The 23,171-nt window shown below is 69.9% G+C and carries 20 protein-coding genes; 12 read left to right on the forward strand and 8 right to left on the reverse strand.

Annotated elements, in window-relative coordinates; translation table 11 throughout:
• The first annotated feature begins 22 nt into the window (after positions 1-22).
• From AC1HFW_RS14130 to AC1HFW_RS14145, 4 genes are all read left to right on the forward strand, one after another.
• Positions 23-418: a VOC family protein gene (locus tag AC1HFW_RS14130; protein WP_479283941.1), complete on the forward strand. Its 396-nt coding sequence runs from the start codon at positions 23-25 to the stop codon at positions 416-418.
• A 158-nt stretch (positions 419-576) separates the two neighbouring features.
• The gene (locus AC1HFW_RS14135; protein ID WP_479283943.1) at positions 577-1,611 is read left to right on the forward strand and encodes an acyl-CoA dehydrogenase; all 1,035 of its coding nucleotides are present in this window, start codon (positions 577-579) and stop codon (positions 1,609-1,611) included.
• On the forward strand, positions 1,599-2,204 hold the full coding sequence (locus AC1HFW_RS14140; protein ID WP_479283945.1) for a class I SAM-dependent methyltransferase: 606 nt from the start codon (positions 1,599-1,601) through the stop codon (positions 2,202-2,204). Before AC1HFW_RS14135 ends, AC1HFW_RS14140 begins: the two co-directional genes overlap by 13 nt.
• Positions 2,201-2,944, forward strand: coding sequence for a glycosyltransferase family 2 protein (locus AC1HFW_RS14145; protein ID WP_241075900.1), 744 nt, complete (start codon positions 2,201-2,203; stop codon positions 2,942-2,944). Before AC1HFW_RS14140 ends, AC1HFW_RS14145 begins: the two co-directional genes overlap by 4 nt.
• Here AC1HFW_RS14145 and AC1HFW_RS14150 read toward each other — a convergent pair.
• The 3 genes from AC1HFW_RS14150 to AC1HFW_RS14160 form a co-directional block, all read right to left on the reverse strand.
• Positions 2,883-5,264, reverse strand: a complete 2,382-nt coding sequence (locus AC1HFW_RS14150) for a catalase (RefSeq protein ID WP_479283948.1) — start codon at positions 5,262-5,264, stop codon at positions 2,883-2,885. The genes AC1HFW_RS14145 and AC1HFW_RS14150 overlap by 62 nt on opposite strands.
• Before the next feature lie 138 nt (positions 5,265-5,402).
• Positions 5,403-5,993: a hypothetical protein gene (locus AC1HFW_RS14155; protein WP_479283950.1), complete on the reverse strand. Its 591-nt coding sequence runs from the start codon at positions 5,991-5,993 to the stop codon at positions 5,403-5,405.
• A gap of 79 nt (positions 5,994-6,072) precedes the next feature.
• Positions 6,073-6,672, reverse strand: a complete 600-nt coding sequence (locus AC1HFW_RS14160) for a TetR/AcrR family transcriptional regulator (protein ID WP_479283952.1) — start codon at positions 6,670-6,672, stop codon at positions 6,073-6,075.
• A gap of 136 nt (positions 6,673-6,808) precedes the next feature.
• Here AC1HFW_RS14160 and AC1HFW_RS14165 point away from each other — a divergent pair, with 136 nt between their 5' ends.
• Positions 6,809-8,050 (forward strand): epoxide hydrolase family protein, encoded by a 1,242-nt coding sequence (locus AC1HFW_RS14165; protein WP_479283954.1) that lies wholly within the window; start codon positions 6,809-6,811, stop codon positions 8,048-8,050.
• A 113-nt stretch (positions 8,051-8,163) separates the two neighbouring features.
• Here AC1HFW_RS14165 and AC1HFW_RS14170 read toward each other — a convergent pair whose 3' ends face one another.
• From AC1HFW_RS14170 to AC1HFW_RS14180, 3 genes are all read right to left on the reverse strand, one after another.
• Positions 8,164-9,540 carry an aldehyde dehydrogenase family protein gene (locus tag AC1HFW_RS14170; RefSeq protein ID WP_479283956.1) on the reverse strand — a complete coding sequence of 459 codons (1,377 nt, stop codon included), beginning with the start codon at positions 9,538-9,540 and terminating at the stop codon, positions 8,164-8,166.
• Positions 9,541-9,841: 301 nt separating this feature from the next.
• On the reverse strand, positions 9,842-10,867 hold the full coding sequence (locus AC1HFW_RS14175; protein ID WP_479283957.1) for a LacI family DNA-binding transcriptional regulator: 1,026 nt from the start codon (positions 10,865-10,867) through the stop codon (positions 9,842-9,844).
• A gap of 107 nt (positions 10,868-10,974) precedes the next feature.
• Entirely contained in the window at positions 10,975-12,036 is a 1,062-nt protein-coding gene (locus AC1HFW_RS14180; RefSeq protein WP_006390132.1) for a LacI family DNA-binding transcriptional regulator, read from the reverse strand.
• A gap of 111 nt (positions 12,037-12,147) precedes the next feature.
• Between AC1HFW_RS14180 and AC1HFW_RS14185 the strand changes: the two genes are divergently transcribed.
• Genes AC1HFW_RS14185 through AC1HFW_RS14205 form a run of 5 tightly spaced genes read left to right on the forward strand, consistent with a single transcriptional unit; the run spans position 12,148 to position 18,337 of the window.
• A complete protein-coding gene (locus AC1HFW_RS14185) occupies positions 12,148-13,170 on the forward strand; it encodes a TRAP transporter substrate-binding protein (protein WP_061073998.1) in 1,023 nt (340 codons plus the stop codon).
• 10 nt (positions 13,171-13,180) lie between these two features.
• Positions 13,181-15,073: a TRAP transporter large permease gene (locus AC1HFW_RS14190; protein ID WP_241069020.1), complete on the forward strand. Its 1,893-nt coding sequence runs from the start codon at positions 13,181-13,183 to the stop codon at positions 15,071-15,073.
• A 59-nt stretch (positions 15,074-15,132) separates the two neighbouring features.
• Complete coding sequence (locus AC1HFW_RS14195) at positions 15,133-15,672, forward strand: VOC family protein (RefSeq protein ID WP_006390135.1); 540 nt, start codon at positions 15,133-15,135, stop codon at positions 15,670-15,672.
• A gap of 26 nt (positions 15,673-15,698) precedes the next feature.
• Positions 15,699-16,976 (forward strand): ribulose-bisphosphate carboxylase large subunit family protein, encoded by a 1,278-nt coding sequence (locus AC1HFW_RS14200; RefSeq protein WP_241074898.1) that lies wholly within the window; start codon positions 15,699-15,701, stop codon positions 16,974-16,976.
• Complete coding sequence (locus AC1HFW_RS14205; protein WP_479283960.1) at positions 16,973-18,337, forward strand: four-carbon acid sugar kinase family protein; 1,365 nt, start codon at positions 16,973-16,975, stop codon at positions 18,335-18,337. Before AC1HFW_RS14200 ends, AC1HFW_RS14205 begins: the two co-directional genes overlap by 4 nt.
• Before the next feature lie 79 nt (positions 18,338-18,416).
• On the opposite strand, the gene AC1HFW_RS14210 is transcribed toward AC1HFW_RS14205, so the two are convergent.
• Both AC1HFW_RS14210 and AC1HFW_RS14215 read right to left on the reverse strand, forming a co-directional pair.
• Complete coding sequence (locus tag AC1HFW_RS14210; RefSeq protein WP_479283962.1) at positions 18,417-18,893, reverse strand: hypothetical protein; 477 nt, start codon at positions 18,891-18,893, stop codon at positions 18,417-18,419.
• A 34-nt stretch (positions 18,894-18,927) separates the two neighbouring features.
• Entirely contained in the window at positions 18,928-19,977 is a 1,050-nt protein-coding gene (locus tag AC1HFW_RS14215) for an NAD(P)-dependent alcohol dehydrogenase (protein WP_479283963.1), read from the reverse strand.
• A 308-nt stretch (positions 19,978-20,285) separates the two neighbouring features.
• Between AC1HFW_RS14215 and AC1HFW_RS14220 the strand changes: the two genes are divergently transcribed.
• Positions 20,286-21,428: a DKNYY domain-containing protein gene (locus tag AC1HFW_RS14220; RefSeq protein WP_479283964.1), complete on the forward strand. Its 1,143-nt coding sequence runs from the start codon at positions 20,286-20,288 to the stop codon at positions 21,426-21,428.
• A complete protein-coding gene (locus tag AC1HFW_RS14225) occupies positions 21,425-23,146 on the forward strand; it encodes a hypothetical protein (protein ID WP_479283966.1) in 1,722 nt (573 codons plus the stop codon). Before AC1HFW_RS14220 ends, AC1HFW_RS14225 begins: the two co-directional genes overlap by 4 nt.
• Positions 23,147-23,171: the final 25 nt, after the last annotated feature.

Here is a 23,171-nt window from a genome sequence, read left to right on the forward strand (position 1 = left end):
CCGCCTCATCGGAGAAAGCAGCATGCTGGATCATGTCGAAATTCACGTGAGCGACTTCGAACGCAGCCGCGACTTCTACTTGCGCGCGCTCGCGGCCATGGGCCACGTGCCGCGCAAGACGCTAGCCACCGGCATGGGGTTTGGCGTGGGCGCCCCCGACGACGCCGGCGACCCGGGCGGCGAATTCTGGATCCACCAGGGCACGCCCAGCACGCCACGCGTGCATATCGCCTTTCGCGCCCGCAGCCGTGCCGAGGTCGAGGCCTTCCATCGTGCGGCGCTGGCGGCCGGCGGTCGCGACAACGGCGGCCCAGGGGTGCGCCCGCAATATCACCCGCATTACTACGGCGCGTTCATCCTGGACCCCGACGGCTACAACATCGAAGCGGTGTGCCACCGCGCCGAAACGGGGGCGTGATCGCCCCGGCCGTCGATCCGAAGCGGGACCGATACGGGTTCCCACGGCCCGCGCCTGCCTGACCGGCTGCCGACGTCAGCGCGGGGACGCGGGACGCGAGACGAGGCCCGGGCATGCCATTTGCTGAGTGGGCACTCCCCCTCCTTGCGAACCGTCCCATGCCCCCGATTGCGCGCTCGCCCTCGTTCCACCTCGACCGTCTGCGCGCCGTGCTGGCCGAAGCCGATGCCACGCTCGGATCCGAGGCGATCCTGCGCGGACTGGTGCAGGCGGGCTGTGACCGCCTGCCCTTGCCGGGCGGCGGCGAGACGCTGACGCGTTGGCAGGCGCTTGCCGCCGTGGCCGCCGTCGACCTGCCGCTGGCCAAGCGCTTCGAGGGACACACCGACGCGCTGGCGATCCTGGCCGAGCTTGCGGCGCCCACGCCCCCGCCGCCGGCAAGCATCTGGGGCGTCTGGTGCGCGGAGTCCGCGCGCCAGCGGCTGGTCATGGCCCCCGCTGCCAACGGCCAGGTCCTGCTCGATGGCACCAAGACCTGGTGTTCCGGCGCCGCCGGCGCGAGCCACGCCTTGGTCAGCGGATGGACGCCGGCAGGCGCGCCCGGCCTGGCGGCGGTGGCCTTGGCGCAACCGGGGGTGACGATCCTGCCCGGCACCTGGCTCGCCCCCGGCATGCGCGATAGCGCGACGGTCGATGTGTCATTCCATCAGGTGCGGGGCACACCGCTCGGCGCGCCGGGCGCGTACGTCGACCGCCCGGGATTCCTGCACGGCGGCGCGGGCGTCGCGGCCTGCTGGTACGGCGGCCTGGCCCGCGTTTTCCAGCGGCTGCGCGCCAGCGCGTCCACGGGCCGCGCCGATCCCTTCCTGCTGGCCCATCTGGGCGCGGCGGATGTGGCGCTTTGCCAGGCGCGCTGGGCCCTGCGCTCGGCCGCCGCGGCGATCGACGCCAATCCCCATGACGGCTGTGCGGTGGCAACGGCCCGCGCCCGGCTCGCGGTCGAGGCGGCGGCCGAGGACATCATGACCCGCGCCGCCCGCGCGCTGGGCGCCGGCCCGCTGTGCAAGGACCCGGCGCTGGCGCAGGTCATGGCCGATCTGCCGCTCTACATTCGCCAGAGCCATGCCGAACGCGACCAGGCCGCGCACGGCGAAATGGTCGCGGCGGCGGAGGAATCGACATGGACGCTCTAGCCCGGCATTTCGAAGCGCTGTACCGTTCGTTCGACGATCCCTGGAACGTGCGCGGCGCCTGGTACGAGCGCCGCAAGCGCGGGCTGCTGCTGGCCAGCCTGGGACGCGCCCGCTATGGCCACGCGCTGGAAGTAGGCTGCGGCAACGGCGACATGACGCTGGCGCTGGCCGGGCGCTGCCGGCGGGTCACCGCCGTCGACGTGGCCACCACCGCCATCCACCGCTGCCGCGAGCACATGCTGGCCAATCATGCCCGAGGGGTGGAGGCGATGGCCCTGCACCTGCCCGACGCCTGGCCCGCGGTCCCGCCCGGCGGCTTCGACCTGATGGTGATCTCGGAAATGGGCTATTACCTGGACGATGACGCGCTGGCGCGCTTCCTGGCGCAGACCCGCGCCAGCCTGCGGCCCGGGGCTGAACTCATCGCCTGCCACTGGCGCGGCCACTTCGACGACCGGCGGCAACCGACGGACGCGCTGCATGACCGCCTGGGCGCGCTGTCTGGCGCCACGCCGCTGTTCAGCCATACCGAATCGGCCTTCAGGCTCGATGCCTGGGCCATGGACTTCGCCACCGGGGAAGCGGACCAATGATCGGCATCTGCATCCCCGCCCATGACGAAGAGCGCCATATCGCCGCGTGCCTGCGCGCGGTCACCCGTGCAGCGCGCCATCCCCTGCTGCTGGCCGAGCCGGTGCGGATCGTGGTGGTGCTGGACCACTGCCGCGACGCCACCGCCAGGCTGGCCGCCGCCTGGCCGGTGCACTGCCTCGCCATTCATGCGCGCAACGTCGGCGCCGCGCGCGCGGCCGGCTCCCAGCTGCTGCTGGACGCCGGCGCGCGCTGGCTGTCGCACACCGATGCCGACACCGTGGTGTCGCCGCGCTGGCTGGTGGACCAGTTGTCCCTGGGCGCGGAAGTGGTTTGCGGCACGGTGGGCGTCTCGGGCTGGGCCGCGCACGGGATTCGCGCCCATGCCGCCCAAAGCCGTTTTGCGGCCCATTACCAGGACCACGACGGCCACCGCCACGTGCATGGCGCGAACCTCGGCATCGCCGCCCAGGCCTACCGTCGCACCGGCGGTTTCGCGGCCCTGGCCTGCAGCGAGGACCAGAGCCTGGTGGACCGGATGGTGCAGGCGGGCTGCTCCGTCGCCTGGAGCGCCCTGCCTCGCGTCACGACCAGCGCCCGCCCCTACTCGCGCGTGGAAGGCGGCTTTGCCACGGCGCTACGCACGGCGGCCGGAGCGGACCAGCCTCCGGCCGCGGCGGTCATACGCGCGGAGGACAGGTCTCGCGCTCCGGATGCCGGTGCCGCGCCAGCGACTCGATGAAGGCCGTCGTGGCTGGCGCGGGCGCATCGCCGACCACCAGGCCGGCGTCCGGCGATGCCGGGTCGATGCCCGCGGCCTCCAGTAAACCGCTGCCCTCCGCCAGCGCCAGCAGCGTCTTGCCGTGGCGATAGCTGTCGCGCAGGAATTCCAGGGCCCGTCCATCCTGGCGCCAGCGTTCGAGCGCGGCGGCGCCGGCCGGCACCACGGCGCCATCGAACAGCACGGACGGCTGATTGTCCAGTGAGGCATCGGCGTCCAGCGTGGCGCCGTCGGCCGTGGCCACCGCGCCGATGCGCCGCCCCACCAGCCGCACCACCACGCCAGCCTTCATCAGGGCCTGCGCCACCGCCGACACGGCGGCGCCGTCCACGCCTTCCGCGACCAGGATGGCGACCTTGCGCGTCGTCACGCCCACCTCGCCAGGACGCGCCGCCAGCGACAGGGAGGGGGATTGCGTCACCTCGGCGGCAGGCACGTCGCGCAAGGCCCGCGGCATGGGATCGGGCAACGCCATGCCGAGCTTGTCGGCCACGGTCCGCGCCAGGTCGTCCGACACGTTGCGCAGCGAAGCCACCATGCGTTGGCGGATGGCGGCGACCGTGACCTTGCTCAATTCGAACGCGAACGCATCCGCCAGATGGCGCTGTTCCCAATCCGCCTGGCTGTCGTAGAACAGCGTGGCCTGGTTGTAGTGCTCGGCGAATCGCTCGGGATGGCCGCGCAGCTCATCGCCCGCCACCGGTTCCGGAAAGGACACGAAGCCCTCCATGCCCGCCTGGAACGGACAGCCGCCCCCCAGCGAATTGGGTTCGTAGGCGACGCGCCCACGGTGCACCGCCTGGCGGTGCATGCCGTCGCGCTGGTTGTTGTGCACCGGCGCCAGCGGCGCATTGATCGGGATCTCGTGGAAATTGGGCCCCCCCAGCCGCGAGATCTGCGTATCCACATAGGAATGGATGCGACCGGCCAGCAACGGATCATTGGTGAAGTCGATGCCCGGCACCACATGCGCCGCACAGAACGCCACCTGTTCGGTCTCGGCAAAGAAATTGTCCGGATTGCGGTCCAGCACCATGCGGCCGATGGGGCGCACCGGCACCAGTTCCTCCGGCACGATCTTGGTGGCGTCCAGCACGTCGAAGCTGAAGCGCTCCGCGTCTTCCTCGGTGAAGACCTGCACGCCCAATTCCCACGCCGGGCCATGGCCGGCGTCGATCGCCTCCCACAGGTCGCGCCGGTGGAAATCAGGGTCGGCCCCGGCCACCTTCACGGCTTCGTCCCAGACTTGCGAATGCGTGCCCGCCACCGGATTCCAGTGGAATTTCACCAGCTGCGACTGGCCCTGTTCGTTGACGAACCGGAACGTGTGCACGCCAAAGCCCTGCATCATGCGATAGCTGCGCGGAATCGCCCGATCCGACATCAGCCACATCAGCATATGGGTCGACTCCGGCATCAACGACACGAAATCCCAGAAGGTGTCGTGCGCCGAAGCCGCCTGCGGCATGCCGTGATGCGGCTCGGGCTTGACGGCGTGCACCAGGTCCGGGAACTTCATGGCGTCCTGGATGAAGAAAATAGGCATGTTGTTGCCCACCAGATCCCAATTGCCTTCGTCGGTGTAGAACTTGACCGCGAATCCGCGCACATCGCGTGCCGTATCCTTCGAGCCACGCTCGCCGGCCACGGTCGAGAAGCGCACGAACACCGGCGTGCGTTTGCCTTTCTCCGCGAACAGCGAGGCCCGCGTCAGGTCGGCCAGCGGCTCATAGCATTCAAAGTAGCCATGGGCGGCGGATCCCCGCGCGTGCACGATGCGTTCCGGAATGCGTTCGTGATCGAAGTGGGTAATTTTTTCGCGCAGGATGAAGTCCTTGAGCAGCGCGGGGCCCCGCAGGCCCGCTTTCAGCGAATGCTGGTTGTCGCTCACGGCCACGCCCTGGTTCGTGGTCAGCGCCTGCCCCTGCGCATCCGCGCGCACGCGCGCGAGCCGCCCATCGACGGCGTTGACGCCAGCCGCCGAGGGCTCCCCCGTCTTGTCGGTGTACTGGCGTTCGGACAATGAGCTGCCCGCCGCCGCGGCATCGGTCGCGACGGACACGCCTCGATAGGGACAGCGCGCGCCCGCCTCGCCGTATTCCTTCTCTTTGTCGGGGTGATGCGGCAGCGCCTGCGCGGTCGCCGCCACCGCGGCGGCCCGCTGCATCGCGGCGGGCACGGCGCCTTTGCCGGGCGGCTCGGCGGGTCCGCTGTCCGTGTTGTTGAAAGCGGTATCGACAGCGCCGTGCTTGCCGACCTTGCTGGATTTCTTGCCTGGCATGGATATCTCCTTGTACGCATCGGCTCGATCGGCATAGGCCGGCGATGGCTCGATCCGTACAACACCAGCAAGCGTCATACCTGGCGCAGGGGGCTGCAAGTCCCCCAGGCAGGCTCAGGCCCGCCTCTGCGTCCGCCCTCACTCGGCCGCGGGCAACCCATACTTGGACCGCGCTTCGCGCTGGTACTTTTCCCGGATCGCGGCCAGGCGCTCCAGTTCGGCGGGGTCATTGACCGTGGCCATCATCCGCACCCACTTGCCGCTCTCCTGCGAGTATTGGTAGGTGTTCAGGCCGTATTCCCTCAGGATGGCCTGCGGATCCTTGCCCGCCTTCACTCCCGCGCTCATGTCCGCCTGCAGCCGCGCATAGTCGTCATAGGTGGCCAGCTTGCCCTCCACCTTGGGTTGTTCGCCGGCGTTGGCGAAACGCCCCACGGCCGGGTTGGCGAACACTTCGCCGTAGCGCATGAACGTGGGCGAGCCGGGATCGCGCCGCTTCAGTTCCTCGATGAAGGCGGCGTCGGCCTGTTTCCACTGGCCTTCGTCCACCTTCAGTATCTTCAGCACGCCGTCCAGGGGCTGGTTGCTGGCCAGGCGGGCATTGCCCGCGGCCCATTCCTCGAAGGTGATGCCGTTGACGGGCGCGGGCAGCCCCTCCTGGGCCTGCGCGTGCATGGCCAGCAACAGCAAGGCCGCGGCGACGGCGTGACGGATCGGGTGTGCATGCATGGCGGATGAACCTCCTGGGGAAACGCAACAGATTTCTCAAGACGCAACGGCCGCCGCTTGTCGGCGACAGTCACGCGGATCAGCGAGCCGGCGCCAGCCCCAGGCCCCGCAACATGCCCTCCAGCTGGCGCTCGAGATCCGCGCGGTCATAAGCCACCAGCGCCACGCGCCACATTCCTTGCAGGAACGTCACGATGACCGACGCGGCCATGGGCACATCGAGCGATGCCGGCAGGCGCCCGTCCGCCTGGTCGTCGCGCAAGCGCGCGCTGAACGCAGCGTGCAGGTCCGACAGGCCTCGCGCGGCCCGCTGGCGCAGGTCGTCATCGTCCAGCACGGCCTGGGTCTCCATCGCCGCCAGCATGCACAGCCGCGATGGCGTGCGCGGGTCGTCGAGCAGGTCGAAGGCGGCGGCGAAGAATGCGCGAATGCCGGCCACCGCGCCCGGCGCCCCGGCCAACGCCCGCAGGCGGACGGCCACCACCTCGTCCTCGTAACGGTCGAGGCAGGTCAGGTACAGCTGCTTCTTGCTCTTGAGCGTGTTGTAGAACGAGCCCTCGCCGATTCCCATGGCCTTGAGCAGATCGCGAAGCCCGGTTTCCGCGTAGCCGCGCTCCCAGAACATCGTCGTCGCGGTGGCGACGGCCTGGTCGTAGTCGAATGCAATTTTTCTGGCCATGGCGCAGCGTAGCATAAATGTAGCAGTCGCTAAAAAATAATTGACAGGCACGATCCCGGGGCAATACTGTAGCGGTCGATACAAACATTTTTCCCTGGCCGCGCATGCACTTGCGGCCGCCTGATCTGGAGTTTCCATGCAAGTTCCCGCCCTTTCCCCCGATTCCCTCTACACCCTGCCCCCGGCGACCGACGCCGTCGTTCCTTTCGAGGTCCACGTGCCCCAGGCCGCCATCGACGATCTCAAGCTGCGGCTGGACCACATCCGCTGGCCGGATCGCGAACTGGTCGACGACTGGTCCCAGGGCGTGCCGCTGGCGGCCGCGCAGGACCTGATCGATCACTGGCGCCACCGCCACGACTGGCGCCGCTTCGAGGCCCGCCTCAACCACTTCCCGCAATTCCGCACGCGGATCGATGGCGTCGGCATCTACTTCATCCACGCGCGCTCGCCGCACGCCGACGCCATGCCGATCCTGCTGACGCACGGCTGGCCCGGGTCGGTCGCCGAATTCCTCGACGTGATCGAGCGGCTGACCGATCCGACCCGCTTCGGCGGCCAGGCCGAAGACGCCTTCCACGTCGTGGTGCCGGCCATTCCGGGCTATGGCTTTTCGGACAAGCCGCGCGATCTGGGCTGGAATCCCGCCCGCATCGCGCGCGCCTGGTCCGTGCTGATGACCGAGCGCCTGGGCTATGCGCACTGGGTGGCCCAGGGCGGCGACTGGGGCTCGGCCATCACCACGGCGCTGGCCAGCCAACAGCCGCGGGGGCTGCTGGCGGCGCACGTGAACCTGCCCATGGTCGTGCCCGCCGAACTGCCCGCCAATCCCACCAAGGAAGAGATGAAGGCCCTGGCCGGCATCGAGTACTTCGTGACCCGGGGCACCGGCTACGCGGACCAGATGAACACCCGTCCGCAAACCATCGGCTACGCGCTGAACGACTCGCCGCTGGCGCTGGCGATGTGGATGTACGAGAAGTTCTGGGACTGGACGGACAACGGCGGCAAGCCCGAGGATGCCCTCAGCCGCGACCAGATGCTGGACGACATCTCGCTCTACTGGTTCACCGGCACGGGCACGTCGGCGTCGCGGCTTTACTGGGAAGGGGTGGGCGAGACGATCCGCAGCCACACCTTCTTCTCTTCCAGCCGCTCGGGCGGCGGCAAGATCGACCTCCCGATGGGCGCGACCCTGTTCCCGTCGGAAACCTTCAATCCGCCGCGCAAATGGGCGGAGCAAGCCTGGAACCGGATCTTCCACTGGAACCGCGTGGAGGCCGGCGGCCATTTCGCCGCCTTCGAGCAACCAGCGATCTTCGCCCGCGAAATGTGGACGGCGTTCCGCGCCTTCCGTCCTGAAGCCCGCGGCCAATAAGCCGCAGGCACGCCGCGGCAGGCGCGGCGTGCCTCGATGCCCGTGGCCGCGCCCGCGCCACGCAGCGCGCGGGGCCACGCGGCCGCTACCCGCCCGCGCGGCCCCGCGCCGTGTCAGCCCGGCTGGCTGACACGGATCAGCTTGCGGTTCAGGAACTCACCCATGCCGATCTCCGACAGCTCGCGGCCGAAGCCCGAATTCTTCACGCCGCCGAACGGCAGCCCCGGCGAATCCGCGAAGCACGAGTTGATGTAGACCATGCCGGCGTCGATATGCGAGGCGACCCGCCTGGCATTCTCCACGTCCGCATCGAAGACGTATGCCCCCAGGCCATACGGCGTCGCGTTGGCCAGGCGCAGCGCCTCTTCCTCGGTCTCGACGACATAGAACGACAGCACCGGGCCGAAGGCCTCCTGGATGTAGAGCGGATTGGCCGGCGCGATGTCGGTCAGGATGGTCGGCTCCAGGAAGAAGCCGGGCCGCGCCACCCGCTTGCCGCCCTGGACGAGGCGCGCGCCCGCGGCGATCGCATCGTCGATCTGCTTGAGCAGGCCCTGCAGCGCCCGTTCGCTGACCAGCGGCCCGAGCAACGTCGCAGGGTCCGTGGGATCGCCGACCGGGATCGCGGCGAATCTCTCCTTCAGCGCGGCCAGCATGCGCTCGCCACGCGCCTTGCCGATCACGATCACGCGCTTGATGTTGACGCAGCCCTGGCCCGAGTTGAACGTGCGGCCCATGACGACCTGCTCCACCGCATGATCCAGCGACGCGCCCGGCATGATGATCGCGGGATCGCTGCCGCCGAGTTCGAGGATCACCTTCTTCAGGTTGCGCCCCGCCCGCTCGCCGACCGAGACGCCCGCGCGTTCGCTGCCGGTCAGGGCCACGCCGCGCACGCGAAAGTCCTCGATCAGCCGGCCGATCTGGTCGACGCTGCAGAACAGGTTGGTGTACACGCCCGCCGGCGCGCCAGCCTCCTCGAACAGGCGCGCGAACGCCAGCGCGCACTGCGGCACGTTCTCCGCGTGCTTGAGCATGACCACATTGCCCGCGATGAGCTGGGGCGCGGCGACCCGCACCAGTTGGTAATAGGGGAAGTTCCAGGGCTCGATGGCCAGGATCACGCCAATGGGCTCGGACAGCAACGTCGCGCCGGGTTCGCCCGGCAGCGCCTGCGCCGCCAGCAACCGTTCGCCGTGCTTGGCGTAGTAGTCCAGGATGTCGGCGACCAGGTCGATTTCGAGGTAGCCAAAGCGCGTCACCTTGCCCATCTCAAGCGTGGGATAGGTGACGTACTCGTCGCGCTTGGCCCGCAGGATCGCGGCGGCGCGCGCCACGATGGCCGCCCGCTCGGCGACGGGACGCAGGCGCCAGTCCTCCCGGTAGCGCCTGTCGGCGGTTTCCAGCGCGGCGAACACCTCGGCGTCCGATTGCAGCGGGAATTCCTTGATCAGTTGTCCCGTCGCCGGGTTGATGCTTTGAAAACTCATGGATGGCTCCTTGCCAACGCAATGCCAGGCGGCGCGGCTCGCCCCGTGCGCCGCGCAAGGGCCAGGACCGAGAGCCGCGACGCCTGGGAGATTGCCTGATGATGATTTAACGAAAACGTTTTCGAAAACAGATCAAAAAAACTGCCTTTTGCAGGCAGGATCCTGTTCCGATGCGATTCTTGCCGGGATTTCTCGACGATAGATGGCAGAGGAAGGTTCGAAAACGTTTTCGAAAAAGTACCGCCGACACCGTTCCGCTGTCAAGCGCCCCCCCCTCAGCGGCCCCTGCCCCGGCCGGCCGTCAACCCACGGCGCCGCCGTGCGAGGCCCGCAGGATCACCTCAGGCGACCAGACTTCCTGCAACGCGGCCGCCGGCGTGCCATTCATATGGCTCAGCAGCAACTCGACCATGCGCGCCCCCGCCGCCTTCGCGGACGCCGAAAACGTCGTCAGCGGCGGCGTCAGGTAGGGTCCCAGCGGATGGTCGTCGCAGCCGATCACCCCGACGTCGACGCCCGGGCGCCGGCCTGTTTCGACGATCGCCCGCATCGCGCCGCAGGCGATCAGGTCGTTGCCGCACATGAAGGCGGTGGGCGGGTCGGGCAAGGCCAGCAGTTGCCGCGCGCCGGCCAGCCCGTCCGCCTCGGCCAGGCCGCACGCGGCCACCAGGCCGGGATCGAACGGCAGCCGGGCCGCCTCCAGGGCCGCCCGATAGCCTTCGGTCAGGTGATGGCTGAACATCAGATAGCCGGGCGGCGCGAGCAAGCCGATGCGGCGATGCCCCAGGCCGATGAAGCGCGCCGTGCCGTCGCGTCCCGCCACGGTCCGATCGATATCGACATAGGGGAACGGCGCGCCGGTCTCGCTGCGCCCCAGCGTCGCGAACGGCATGCCCTGCTCCTGCAGGTAGCGGATCCGCTCGTCGTCGCGCCGCGTGCGGCCGAACATCACGGCATCGACGCGGCGCCGCTCGACCAGCCGGCGGAAACTGTCCAGCTCGGTCTCGACCGAACGGCCCGCGACAATCACCAACTGGTACGGCGTCGGCTCCAGCGCCTGCTCGATGCCGAGCAGCAGATCAAGGAAAAACGGGTGGGCGAATTGGCTTTGCGGCGGCGACAGCACGAAGCCGATGGTCTCCGAAGCACCCTTGCGCAGGCGGCGCGCGGCCGGATCGGGCGAGAAGCCCAGCGCCCTGGCGGCATCGCGCACCCGCTCGCGGGTGGCCTCGCTCACGTCGGCACGGCCATTGAGCGCCTTCGACACCGTCGACACGGCCAGGTCCAGATGGCGCGCCAACGCCACGATGTTCATCCGCTGCTTCATGCCCTTCCCGTCTCGCGTGCGAAGATTGCCGCCTCATCCCGCGCATCGGGACGAAAACGATTTCGGCCGACTATAGCAAAAATGACGACAGCGCCGGCTTCTGCCCGTCACGGCAGGTTCTCGCGCAGGATCACCTGGCTGCGGTTCATCTCCACCCCGCTCATGGGGCTGCGCTTGTCGCGCACGTTGCAGAAGATGCGCACGCAGCTCATCAGCGCCTCGACCGGGCTTTGCGTGATGACGGCGTCCATGGTGCCGTCGATCAGCAGCGCGCGCGTGTCCGGCGTCAGGCCGTGGCCGATGAACACCACGCGGTGCTGCAGGCCGGCTTCCTTCAGCGCCCGCGCCACGCCGTCGGAGGCGCCGCCGATGTTGTAGATGCCGGCCAGCTGCGGGTATTGCTCCAGCAGCTGGCGCGTCTGCTCGTAGTTGCGCTGCGCGTCGTCGTAGCCTTCGCGCAGGTCCACCACCTGCATGGCCTGGAACTGCTCGGCGTATAGCTGCAGGAAGCCGCCCTCGCGTTCCTCGTGGGCGCGGTAGTGGCGCGAACCGGCGATCAGCGCCACGTGCGCGGCGCGCGGGCCGATGAAGCGCGCGATCAGGTAGCCGGCGGTGCGGCCGGCGGCGCGGTTGTCCAGGCCCACGTAGGCCACGCGCGCGCTGTTGGCCAGGTCGGAGATCAGCGTCACCGTCGGCACGCCGCGCTGCGCCAGCGCATTGACCGCCTCGCGCACCACCGGATGCTCCAGCGCCATGAAGGCGATGCCGTCGGCGCGCCGGCCGTGATGCAGCAGCGCCTGCGCCAGGGCCTCGGGGTTGAAGCTCTCGACATAGTCGACCTGGCAGCGCGCGTTGAGCGGCGCGAAATGCTCGTGCGCGTAGCTCACGCTGTCGCCCAGCATGCGCAGGAAGCGGTTGCTGCCGCGCGGCAGCAGGATCACCAGCCGCATGGGCTCGGGCGCCATGGCGGCGTACAGATCGGCCTCGGGCAGGTAGTCGAGTTCGGCCGCGGCCTTGAGCACGCGTTGCGCGGTGCTGTTGCGCACGCCGGGGCGCCGGTTCAGCACGCGGTCGGCCGTGGCGGTGGACACGCCGGCCAGCGCCGCGACCTCGGCCAGGGTCGCCAGCTTGCGTTCTCGAATAGGCTTATTCACATCAAAAACCATCATTGTTGGGGTTTGACGATGCGGGCGCCGGTTCACTATTGTCCGTCATGCCTCAGCGCGATGGACTTCTGCGGCACCTCAAAAAACATCATAACCAAGATTCTGGAGACAACCATGAAGCTGCTCACCCGCCGCAGTGCCTTGCGCCGCCTGTGCGCCCTTCCCGCCGCGGCCGCCCTGGGCGGCGGTTTCCCGTTGATCGCCCGGGCCGCCGACTATTCGCTGAAGTACGGCAACAACCTGCCCGTCTCGCACCCGCTGAACATCCGCGCCCAGGAAGCCGCCGACCGCATCCTCAAGGAAAGCAACGGCCGCGTCGACATCAAGATCTTCCCCAACAACCAGCTCGGCGGCGACACCGACATGCTGGCCCAGGTGCGCTCGGGCGGCATCGACTTCTTCACGCCGTCGGCGCTGGTGATCGCCACGCTGGTGCCGGTGGCCGCCATCAACGCCGTCGGCTTCGCCTTCAAGGACTACGGCCAGGTCTGGGGCGCCATGGACGGCGCGCTCGGCGCCCACGTGCGCGCCGCCATCGCCCAGCGCCGCCTCTACGCCTTCGAGAAGATGTGGGACAACGGCTTTCGCCAGACCACCAGCAGCAAGGCGCCGGTCACCAAGGCCTCCGACATGGACGGCCTGAAGATCCGCGTGCCGGTCAGCCCGCTGCCCATCTCGATGTTCAAGGGCCTGGGCGCGGCGCCGGCCAGCCTGCAGTTCAGCGAGGTCTATTCCTCGCTGCAGACCAAGGTGGTGGACGCGCAGGAGAACCCGCTGCCCATCATCCAGGTGGCCAAGCTGTACGAAGTGCAGAAGTACTGCTCGCTGACCAACCACATCTGGGACGGCTACTGGTTCATCGCCAATGGCCGCATGTGGGAAGGCCTGCCGCAGGACCTGAAGACGGTGGTGGCGCGCGGCATCAACGAGGCCGGCCTGGCGCAGCGCGAAGACATCAAGAAGCTCAACGCCTCGGTGCAGGCCGACCTGGAAGGCAAGGGCCTGACGTTCAACCAGCCCGCCGCCGACAGCTTCCGCGACCAGCTGCGCAAGGCCGGTTTCTACGGCGAATGGCAGCAGCGCTTCGGCCAGGAAGCCTGGGGCCTGCTGGAGCAGGCCGTCGGCAAGCTCGCCTGAGGCCGCGCCCATGTCCTCGCTCTCTTCTTCCCACGCCGCCGCGCCCGCGCTGCCGGCCCATCCGCTGCGGCGCGCGGGCGATGCGCTGGACGCGGCGCTGGGCGGCCTGGTCGAACTGGCGGCCGCCGCCATCGTGCTGGTCGAGATCCTGGTGCTGTTCGCCGGCGTGGTGGCGCGCTACGTGTTCCACAGCCCGCTGGTGTGGTCCGATGAACTGGCATCGATCCTGTTCCTGTGGCTGTCGATGCTGGGCGCCGTGGTGGCGCTGCGCCGCGGCGAGCACATGCGCATGACGGCGCTGGTCAACCACATCGGCCCGGCGCGCCGCGCGCAGCTGGAGGCCGGCGCGCTGGCCGCCTCGCTCGCCTTCCTGTTCCTGATCCTGGCGCCCGCCATCGAGTATGCGCACGAGGAACACTTCATCATCACGCCCGCGCTGGAGCTGAGCAACGCCTGGCGCGCCGCCGCCATTCCGGTCGGCATGGGCCTGATGGCGGTGGTGGCGCTGCTGCGGCTGCTGCGCACGCAGACCCTGCCTCACCTGCTGCTGGCGCTGGCCGGCGCGGCGGCGATGGTCGCGGCGTTCTGGCTGGCGCAGCCGCTGTTTACCGGACTGGGCAAGCTCAACCTGGTGATTTTCTTCGTCGGCATCGTCGCGGCCACGGTGTTCGCGGGCGTGCCGATCGCGTTCTCGTTCGCGCTGGCGACCTTCTCGTACCTGGCGTTGACCACCAACACGCCGATGCTGGTGATGGTGGGCCGCCTGGACGAAGGCATGTCGCACCTGATGCTGCTGGCGGTGCCGCTGTTCATCTTCCTGGGTTCGCTGATCGAGATGACCGGCATGGCGCGCGCCATGATCCAGTTCCTGGCCAGCCTGCTGGGCCACGTGCGCGGCGGCCTGTCGTACGTGCTGATCGGGGCGATGTACCTGGTGTCGGGCATCTCCGGCTCGAAGATCGCCGACATGGCGGCGATCGCGCCGGTGCTGTTCCCGGAAATGCGCAAGCGCGGCGCCAAGCCCGGCGACCTGGTCGCGCTGCTGTCGGCCACCGGCGCGCAGACCGAGACCATTCCGCCGTCGATCGTGCTGATCACCATAGGTTCGGTCACCGGCGTGTCCATCGCCGCCCTCTTCACCGGCGGCCTGCTGCCGGCCGTGGTGCTGGGGCTGGCGCTGTGCTCGGTGGTGTGGTGGCGCTACCGCAAGGAAGACCTGAGCCTGGCGCAGCGCTTCGCCCCGCGCGAGATCGGCCGCTTCTTCGTCATCGCCCTGCCGGCCGTGGCGCTGCCTTTCGTGATCCGCGCCGCGGTGGTCGAGGGCGTGGCCACCGCCACCGAGGTCTCGACCATCGGCATCGTCTACTCGGCGGTGGTGGGCGCGCTGATCTACCGGCGCTTCGACCTGGCGCGGCTCAAGCCCATGCTGATCGAGACCGCCTCGCTGTCCGGCGCCATCATGCTGATCGTCGGCTGCGCCACCGCCATGGCCTGGGCCCTGACGCAATCGGGCTTCTCCGGCGACCTGGCGCGGCTGATGGCCGGCATGCCGGGCGGCAGTTACGGCTTCCTGGCCGTGTCGATCGTGGCCTTCATCATCCTGGGCAGCGTGCTGGAAGGCATTCCCGCCATCGTGCTGTTCGGGCCGCTGCTGTTCCCGGTGGCCGCGCAGGCCGGCGTGCACGAGGTGCATTACGCCATGGTGGTGATCTTCGCCATGGGCATCGGCCTGTTCGCGCCGCCGTTCGGCGTGGGCTACTACGGCGCCTGCGCCATCAGCCGGGTCGATCCCGACGAGGGCATCCGCCCGATCTGGGGCTACATCGCCGCGCTGCTGGTCGGGCTGGTCATCGTCGCCGCCTTCCCCTGGATATCGATCGGTTTTCTCAAATCCGCGTCATGAACGCCGCGCGGCCCGCCCCGGGCCGCGCACTCCCGCCACTTCCTACACAAGAATCCATCATGAGTCGTTTCCTGGGCGAAATCCGCCAACTCGGTTATGTGGTGCCCGACATCGAGGCCGCCATGGACTACTGGAGCCGCACGCTGGGCGTGGGCCCCTGGTTCTACAACCCCAAGGTGCCGATCGTGAACTACCGCTACGACGGCGCGCCGTACGAGCCGCACAACTCGGTGGCGCTGGCCAATTCGGGCTTCGTGCAGGTCGAACTGATCCAGACCCGCAACGACGTGCCGTCGATGTACCGCGACTTCCTGCAGGCCGGCCGCACCGGGCTGCAGCACGTCGCGTACTGGACCCAGGACTACGACGCCGACCTGGCGCGCCTGCTGGCGCAGGGCTTCGTGCCGAAGATGCAGGGCGAGGTCGGCGAGAAAGGCCGCTTCATCTACTTCGACACCGAGTACCACCCGGGCACCGTCATCGAGCTGTCCGAAGTGGCCGGCCCCAAGGGCCGCCTGTTCGACCTGATCCGCGACAGCGCGCGCGACTGGGACGGCCGCGATCCGGTCCGCCCCTTCCCCGACCTGAAGCAGCTTTGAGACCCCCTACGGACCCGGCCGTACCCATGAACACCCAAGTCATCCGCGCCACCTACCTGATCGAAACCCCGCTGGACCCCGCGCGCGTCGCCGAGGTGATGGCGGGCGAGCAGTCCTGCGGCACCTTCACCCGCGTCGAGGGCGAGACCGACGAGCTGCGGGCGCGCGCCCGCGCCCAGGTCGAATCGGTGCGGGAACTCGACGCCACCAGCCACGCCAGCCTGCCCAACGCCTGGCTCGCGCGCCAGCCGGGCGGCATGCCCACCGTGCTGCGCCGCGCCCGGGTGCGCATCGCCTTTCCCGTCGCCAACATCGGCCCCAACCTGCCGACCCTGGCCGCCACGGTCGGCGGCAACCTGTACGACCTGGGCGAAGTGACCGGCCTGCGCCTGGAGCAGCTGGAACTGCCGTCCGACTACCGCGCCCAGTTCGACATGCCGCGCGTCGGCGTGGCCGGCACGCGCGCGCTGACCGGCGTGGCCCATGGCGCGCTGGTGGGCACCATCATCAAGCCCAACGTCGGGCTGTCGCCCGAGCAGACCGCGCACCTGGTGGCGCGGCTGTGCGCGGCCGGCGTGGACTTCATCAAGGACGACGAGGTCTGCGCCAACCCCGCCCATGCGCCGCTGGCGCAACGCGTGGCCGCCGTGATGGCGGTGGTGCGGGCGCACCGCGAGCGCACCGGCCGCCAGGTCATGGTGGCCTTCAACATCACCGACGAAACCGACGCCATGCGGCGCCACGCCGACCTGATCGAGCGCGAGCAAGGCAGCTGCGTGATGGCCAGCCTGAACTGGTGCGGTTACTCCGCCATCCAGACCCTGCGGCGCCACACGCCGCTGGCGCTGCACGGCCATCGCAACGGCTACGGCGCGCTGTCGCGCCACCCCTTGCTGGGCATCGGCTTCCAGGCCTACCAGACGCTGTGGCGCCTGGCCGGCGTGGATCACATGCACGTGCATGGCCTGCAGGGCAAGTTCTCGCAGCCGGACGCGGAAGTGGTCGAGAGCGCGCGCGACTGCCTGGCCTCGCTCACGCCGGGCATCGACGACGCGGTGATGCCGGCGTTCTCGTCCGGCCAGTGGGCCGGCACGGTGCCCGCCACCTGGGCCGCGGTGCGCACCGACGACCTGTTGTTCATGTCCGGCGGCGGCATCCTGGCGCATCCGGACGGCCCGGCGGCCGGCGTGCAGAGCATCCGCCAGGCCTGGCAGGCGGTGCGCGCCGGCCAGGACCTGGCCGCCTTCGCCGCCGAGGCGCCCGAGCTGCGGCGCGCGCTGGAACACTTCGGGTCGCGCGCATGACGGACGGCCCCGTCCGCGCCGCCGCGCCGCGCGTCACCTGGTACGGCGACGACTTCACCGGCGCCACCGACACCCTCGCGCACGTGGCGCTGGCCGGCTGGCGCAGCCTGCTGTTCCTGGGCGTGCCGACGCCGGGGCAGCTTGAGCGCGCCGGCCCGCTGGACGCCCTGGGCATCGCCGGCGCGGCGCGCGGCATGGCGCCCGACGAGATGACGGCCGAGCTGCGCGCCGCCGGTCGCTTCCTGGCCGCCACCGGCACGCGCATCCTGCACTACAAGTGCTGCTCCACCTTCGACAGCGCCCCGCACGTGGGCAGCATCGGCGCGGCCGTGGCCGAGCTGCGGCGCCACATGCTCAATCCGCTCGTGCCCATCGTCGGCGGCCAGCCCGGCATCGGGCGCTATTGCAGCTTCGCCAACCTGTTCGCGCGCGCCGGCGCCGCCCCCGACGTCCACCGCATCGACCGGCACCCGGTGATGCGCGCGCATCCCGTCACGCCCATGCACGAAGCCGACCTGCGCCGCCATCTGGCGCTGCAAGGGCTGGACGGCATCGAGTCGCTGCCCCACACCGCTTACCCGCCGCTGCGCGGCCCCGCCGACCTGCGCGCGGCCGACGACTGGATCGACGACATCGTGAACACGGTCGACGGCCCGCTGCTGCTGGACCTGGTGGACGACGAACAACTGCCGCTGATCGGCCGGCTGTTGTGGCGCGCCGCCGCGGGGCTGCCGCTGCTGGCGGTCGGCCCCAGCAGCGTGCAACAGGCGCTGACGCACGCCGCCGGACTCGCCCCCGCGTCCGCGCCCCCCACGCTGGCGCCCGCCGAGGGCCCGGTGCTGGTGGTGGCGGGCAGCCTGTCGCCGGTCACGGCCCGGCAGATCGGCGCCTGCCAGCGCTATGCGCGGCATCCCTTGAGCGTCGAGCGCCTGCTGGGCGAACCGGCGTATGCCCGGGCGCGCATCGAGGCCGCGGCCGGCGCCCTGGCCCAGGGGCACAACGTGCTGCTGCATACCGATGCGCCGGACCAGCCCCTGTCGCCGGCGCGGACCGCCGCCACCGCGCGCGCCACGGGCCAGTTGGCGGCCGGCATCGTGCGAGCCAGCGCGGCCGCCGGCCGCCGGCTCACGCGCCTGGGCATCGCCGGCGGCGACACGTCCAGCCACGCCGCGTTGGCGCTGGGGTTATGGGGCCTGGGATTTCACGGCACGCTCGCGCCCGGCGTCACCGTCAGCGTCGCGCGCAGCGACGATCCGCTGACCGACGGGCTGGAGCTGATGCTCAAGGGCGGGCAGATGGGGGGACCGACGCTGTTCGATGACCTGGTGCTCGGCACCGAACGCCGGCCAGTCCGCGCCTGAGACGGGCAGGCCCAGGCCCGCATCGGGCCCGCCCGGAGCGGCGGCAGGCCGGATTCGCCAGGATCGCCGGCGCGCCCTGTCAGGGGCCCAGCTTGGGCCGCAACGACGCCGTCACGCGATCGACGTTCGCGGGCGTCACCTGCCAGCGCGCCGGGTCGTCGTATTCGAATTCGGCGTTGACCTTGCGCGTGACCCGGTTGAACTGGAACAGCATCTTGATGAAACCCTTGTCGTGCTGGGGGCGCAGCCATTCGCGGTAGCGCCTGACCGCGCGCTCGACCGGGTCATAGAGAAAGGCGACGGCATGCGGCGCGCCGTCGGCGTCGTAGGCATAGCCGTAGCTCTGGTTGACGTCGCCGTCCTCGTCTACGGCGAACACCGCCGAGACCTCCTGCCACGCGATGCCGTCGAGCTCGCCGCAGTCGACGATCTCGCGCGCGATCGCCGCCATCAAGTCGCCGTTGCCGGGCGCCGCCTGCGCGGCGCCGGACATACCGATGATGGCGGCGGTGCCGGCCAGCCAGCGCAGCCACCCGTGCCATCGCCCGTGCGTCATGTCGTCATCCTCATGTCCGGCGCCGGCCTGCGCATCAACCCGCCAGCGTGGCGTTGTCGATCACGAAGCGGTACTTGACCTCGCCCTTGAGCATGCGCTCGTAGGCGGCGTTGATCTCGTCGGCGCGCACCATTTCGATATCGGCGACGATGCCGTGCCGCGCGCAGAAGTCCAGCATCTCCTGCGTCTCGGGAATGCCGCCGATCATCGAGCCGGCCAGCGAACGGCGCTTCATGATGAAGTTGAACACGTTGGGCGAAGGATGCGGCGTCGCGGGCGCGCCCACCAGCGTCATGGCGCCGTCGCGCTTGAGCAGCACCAGGAAGGCGTCCAGGTCATGCGGCGCCGCCACGGTGTCGAGGATGAAGTCGAAGCTCTGCAGGTGCGCGGCCATCTCATCCGGGTTGCGCGACACCACCACCTCGTCGGCGCCGAGTTCGCGCGCGGCCTCGCGCTTGGATTCCGACGTGGTGAAGGCCACCACGTGCGCGCCCATCGCATGCGCCAGCTTGATGCCCATGTGCCCCAGCCCGCCGATCCCCACCACGCCCACCTTCTTGCCCGGGCCGGCATTCCAGTGGCGCAGCGGCGAATAGGTGGTGATGCCGGCGCACAGCAGCGGGGCCACCGCGGCCAGTTGCTCGGCGGGGTGGCTGACGCGCAGCACGTAGCGCTCGTGCACCACGATCTTCTGGGTGTAGCCGCCCAGCGTCCAGCCCGGCTCGTCGGCGGTCGGCGCGTTGTAGGTGCCGACCATGCCGTCGCAGTAGTTCTCGAAGCCGTCCGCGCACTCGGCGCAGTGCTTGCAGCTATCGACGATGCAGCCCACGCCGACCAGGTCGCCCGGCTTGAATCCCTGGACGTGCGCGCCGACGGCGGCGACCCGCCCGACGATTTCGTGGCCCGGCACACAGGGATACTGGGTGCCTTCCCATTCGGCCCGCACCTGGTGCAGGTCGGAGTGGCAGATGCCGCAGTAGGCGATGTCGATCTGGACGTCATGGGCGCCGGTGGCGCGGCGGGTGATCTCGAGCGACTCGAGCGGTTTGTCGGCGGCGTAGGCGCCATAGGCTTTCACAAGCATTGAAGACTCCCTGGTGCTTGTCCAAAAGGGACATTCTCCGGAATCGCTTCCGGCGCCGGTAGTGCAATCCGCCGAGATTCCTGCCCAATCCTGCAACGCCAGCGCGGCTCCGCCGGGACGCGCCGCCCACGATAACGCACGCCGGAACGCGGTGCACCATTCGATCCATATCGAAACATTTGTTGTAAATCGTGATGCGAAGCCTCGCCCGTCCTTTGCTATCCTGACTGCCGCTCGCGCCCCCCGCGCCGCGCCGGACCCTCCTGGCCGCGGCGGTCTCGATGCCGTTCCACTCAGGAGCTTGACCGTTGGCTGAACGATCCGACTACCAGACAGGCACCCGGTCGGTACCGGTCATCCCCTACGACACCTTCGAGGCCGCCAACCTGTTTCTGGCCACCGGCCGCACCCTCCAGGAAGTGCTGCCGCGCATCGGCCTCACCGAGCAGGAGTGGGCGCCGCTGCGCGAAGCCTACCGATGGTTTCCGTATACGTACGATGGCCGCGCCCGGCGCGCCTATTTCGACGGGCTGGACGACGCCGCCATCTGCCAACTGGTGCTGCCGCCCCGCTGGCGCCTGCCCGACGGCGCGCCCGCCGAACTGCGCACCACCTGGCACGTGCGCGAGGCCGTGCGGCGCGCGCCCCACATCGGGCCTTTCGCCGATTGCGGCTGGCCGCTGACCTGCGTCGCCACGCATCCCGAGGCCACGCTGTGTTGCTATACCCACGACGGCGCGCATGTCTATTTCAATGGCGAGCGGCTGGCGGACAAGCAGGGCAACCCGCTCGATGTCGATGCCGGCAGCTTCAAGGCCTTCGGCGGCCGCTGGCTGCACGACCGGCATCGCGTCTACGGCCAGGGCGAATACGGCGCGCAACGCAAGACGTATTGGTACGAGGTCGAGGGCGCCGATATCGCCACCTTCGAGGCGCTCAACCTGCGCTATGCGCGCGACCGCGAACGGGCCTACTACATCACCGGCAAGACGATCCGCACGAAAAGCCCCGCGGCCTTCGAGATCGTGGCGCAGGTCAGCCTCAACTACCGCGACCATTCCTGCGACTTCCGGCGCGACGGCAGCATCCTCGCGCGCGACCGCGAATCCGTCTATTTCTACGGCGCCCGCCTCAAAGGCGCCCGCCCCGCGACCTTCCGCGAACTGGGCCACGACTACGCCACCGACGACACCGACGTCTGGTACCTGGACGAGAAGAAGATCATCGACGGCGCCGACGCCACCACGTTCACGGTGCACGGCCCCGGCGATCCGCCGCTGCACCTGCGCGGCAGCGGCCCCTGCGCCACCGACCGCAACCGCCCCTATCTGCGCGCCGAGCCCTGTGATCCGGCCGCGAGCGTCGAGGACTGGCGGCCGTTCTTCGAATCGCGTCCCGAGCTCGACGACTGGTGGTGGCACCGGCTGACCCGGGAGGCGTCCCGCTCGTGAGCGCCACGCGTCTGCCCGCCATCGTGGCCGGCCTCTGCCTTGGGGCAAGCCTGTGCCTGGCCCCTGCCGCCCACGGCGCGCCCGCCGCGCCGGTTGTCGTCGTCGACGACGCACGCATGGCCCGTATCGCCGCCGTCGGCGACGCGCCCACCCGCCGCGCCCTGAGCGAGATGCTGTTCATCCTGCACCAGCAGCAGCGCAGCGCAGACATGCTGCGGGAGCCGCCGGCGCAGACGGTGCTCGCCACTTCGCGGCTGGCGGTCATCGGCGACTACGGCGACGCCGGCCGCCTCGCCGACGTCTACGCCGCGGGCGTGGTCGGCGTGCTGAACGCGCGCGGCGACATCGGCGTAGTCGAGCCGTTTGTGCTGCCCTATCCGCACACCTTCAACTGGTCGGCGATCCGCTTCCTGGATGGCAGCGTGGTACCGACCGCCCAGCCCGCCGGCGCCGGCGTCGCCATCTCGGTGCAGAAGCAGGGGCAGCTGCTGACGATCTCGCAACCCGACGGCCAGCATGGCCTGCCGGAATCGCTCGACGGCGAACTGAGCATCGCGCTGCCCAAGGCCACTCCGCACGCCGACTTCACCCGCGCCGCGCTGGGCAAGCCGCGCCGGCTGGGCGACTACGCCTTCACGCTGCAGGCGATGGACGATCACAGCGTGACGATCGGCGTCACCCAGAACGGCGGCGGCGCGCCGCGCGGCTTCAGCAGCGACGCCGTCATCATCGAGGCGCGCGACGCCGCGGGCCAGGTGCTCTTGAACCACCTGCGCCTGTGGGACACGCGCGACCAGCTCGCGCGCGGCCTGCGCCAGTTCGACCAGTTGAGCGCGCAGGCGGCCGCGGGCCAGCTCACCGTGCCCGACACCGCCACCCTGCTGGCCAGGGCCGGCTTCAAGGACGCCAACGGCCAACTGGTGGCCCGCTTCGGCTTCAAGGGCAAGATCGCCAGCGTGCGCGTCACGCTGCTGGTGCCGGGCGGCCCCACGCTGACGCGGCGCCTGTCCGCCTCGGTGCTGCCGCTCGGGCAGACCCTGGAAGGCGTCGGCCTGACCCCGCTCACGCTGGCCGGCTCGGTCTACGACCACGACACGCCCAGGCTGCGGCCCGACATCGAGCCGCGGGCCGTGGCCGCCAGCGTGTCGGTCGCCCTGGTGCGGCGCGACGACAAGCCGGTCATTCGCTTCGGCTATCCCGACGTGCTGAGTGACCGCTTCATCCCCAACGCCACGCGCTTCGGCCTGGCGGACGCCGCCACCATCACCTTCCTGGACGCCCGCGGCCGGCCGATCGACGCGCGCGAAGGCGAGGCCTACGAACGCGTGCAGGACGGCTTTGCCTTCGACCCGCGTCGTTTTCCGGTGATGCCCGTTCGCGCGAAAGGCCGGCTGTCGGTGCTGAACATGGCCACGATCGAGCGCAAGCCGCTGCCGCTGGACGCGCTGCCGCCGGGCGTCGCGGTCAACGACAACCTGGTGCTGCTCGACCCCGCGCGCCTGCCCGAAGCGCGCCAGGACCTTATCCTGAACGCCACGGACGCCAGCGGCGGCACGCTGCGCGAAGTCGGCCGCATCGGCCTGACCGGGGCCGACGGCGGCGCGCAGGTGGCGTATTATTTTCAAGGCAGGATCGCGCGACTCGACGCCCTGGTTCCCGGCAAGACGGAACGGCTGCCGTTCGATTTCGACATCCCCTTGTCCGGACTGGCGCGCTGACCGCCCGCCCCCCCGAGGCGCCGTG

The organism is Achromobacter sp. ISS7 (genome assembly GCF_056523125.1).

What these genes read in the sequence shown, in the direction of transcription:
- AC1HFW_RS14175 (WP_479283957.1), bottom strand. Translation starts at nt 10,867, where the DNA reads ATGAAGCAGCGGATGAACATCGTGGCGTTGGCGCGCCATCTGGACCTG.
- AC1HFW_RS14135 (WP_479283943.1), top strand. Translation starts at nt 577, where the DNA reads ATGCCCCCGATTGCGCGCTCGCCCTCGTTCCACCTCGACCGTCTGCGC.
- AC1HFW_RS14150 (WP_479283948.1), bottom strand. Translation starts at nt 5,264, where the DNA reads ATGCCAGGCAAGAAATCCAGCAAGGTCGGCAAGCACGGCGCTGTCGAT.
- AC1HFW_RS14145 (WP_241075900.1), top strand. Translation starts at nt 2,201, where the DNA reads ATGATCGGCATCTGCATCCCCGCCCATGACGAAGAGCGCCATATCGCC.
- AC1HFW_RS14205 (WP_479283960.1), top strand. Translation starts at nt 16,973, where the DNA reads ATGACGGACGGCCCCGTCCGCGCCGCCGCGCCGCGCGTCACCTGGTAC.
- AC1HFW_RS14160 (WP_479283952.1), bottom strand. Translation starts at nt 6,672, where the DNA reads ATGGCCAGAAAAATTGCATTCGACTACGACCAGGCCGTCGCCACCGCG.
- AC1HFW_RS14200 (WP_241074898.1), top strand. Translation starts at nt 15,699, where the DNA reads ATGAACACCCAAGTCATCCGCGCCACCTACCTGATCGAAACCCCGCTG.
- AC1HFW_RS14130 (WP_479283941.1), top strand. Translation starts at nt 23, where the DNA reads ATGCTGGATCATGTCGAAATTCACGTGAGCGACTTCGAACGCAGCCGC.
- AC1HFW_RS14170 (WP_479283956.1), bottom strand. Translation starts at nt 9,540, where the DNA reads ATGAGTTTTCAAAGCATCAACCCGGCGACGGGACAACTGATCAAGGAA.
- AC1HFW_RS14195 (WP_006390135.1), top strand. Translation starts at nt 15,133, where the DNA reads ATGAGTCGTTTCCTGGGCGAAATCCGCCAACTCGGTTATGTGGTGCCC.
- AC1HFW_RS14215 (WP_479283963.1), bottom strand. Translation starts at nt 19,977, where the DNA reads ATGCTTGTGAAAGCCTATGGCGCCTACGCCGCCGACAAACCGCTCGAG.
- AC1HFW_RS14210 (WP_479283962.1), bottom strand. Translation starts at nt 18,893, where the DNA reads ATGACGCACGGGCGATGGCACGGGTGGCTGCGCTGGCTGGCCGGCACC.
- AC1HFW_RS14190 (WP_241069020.1), top strand. Translation starts at nt 13,181, where the DNA reads ATGTCCTCGCTCTCTTCTTCCCACGCCGCCGCGCCCGCGCTGCCGGCC.
- AC1HFW_RS14140 (WP_479283945.1), top strand. Translation starts at nt 1,599, where the DNA reads ATGGACGCTCTAGCCCGGCATTTCGAAGCGCTGTACCGTTCGTTCGAC.
- AC1HFW_RS14165 (WP_479283954.1), top strand. Translation starts at nt 6,809, where the DNA reads ATGCAAGTTCCCGCCCTTTCCCCCGATTCCCTCTACACCCTGCCCCCG.
- AC1HFW_RS14180 (WP_006390132.1), bottom strand. Translation starts at nt 12,036, where the DNA reads ATGATGGTTTTTGATGTGAATAAGCCTATTCGAGAACGCAAGCTGGCG.
- AC1HFW_RS14155 (WP_479283950.1), bottom strand. Translation starts at nt 5,993, where the DNA reads ATGCATGCACACCCGATCCGTCACGCCGTCGCCGCGGCCTTGCTGTTG.
- AC1HFW_RS14185 (WP_061073998.1), top strand. Translation starts at nt 12,148, where the DNA reads ATGAAGCTGCTCACCCGCCGCAGTGCCTTGCGCCGCCTGTGCGCCCTT.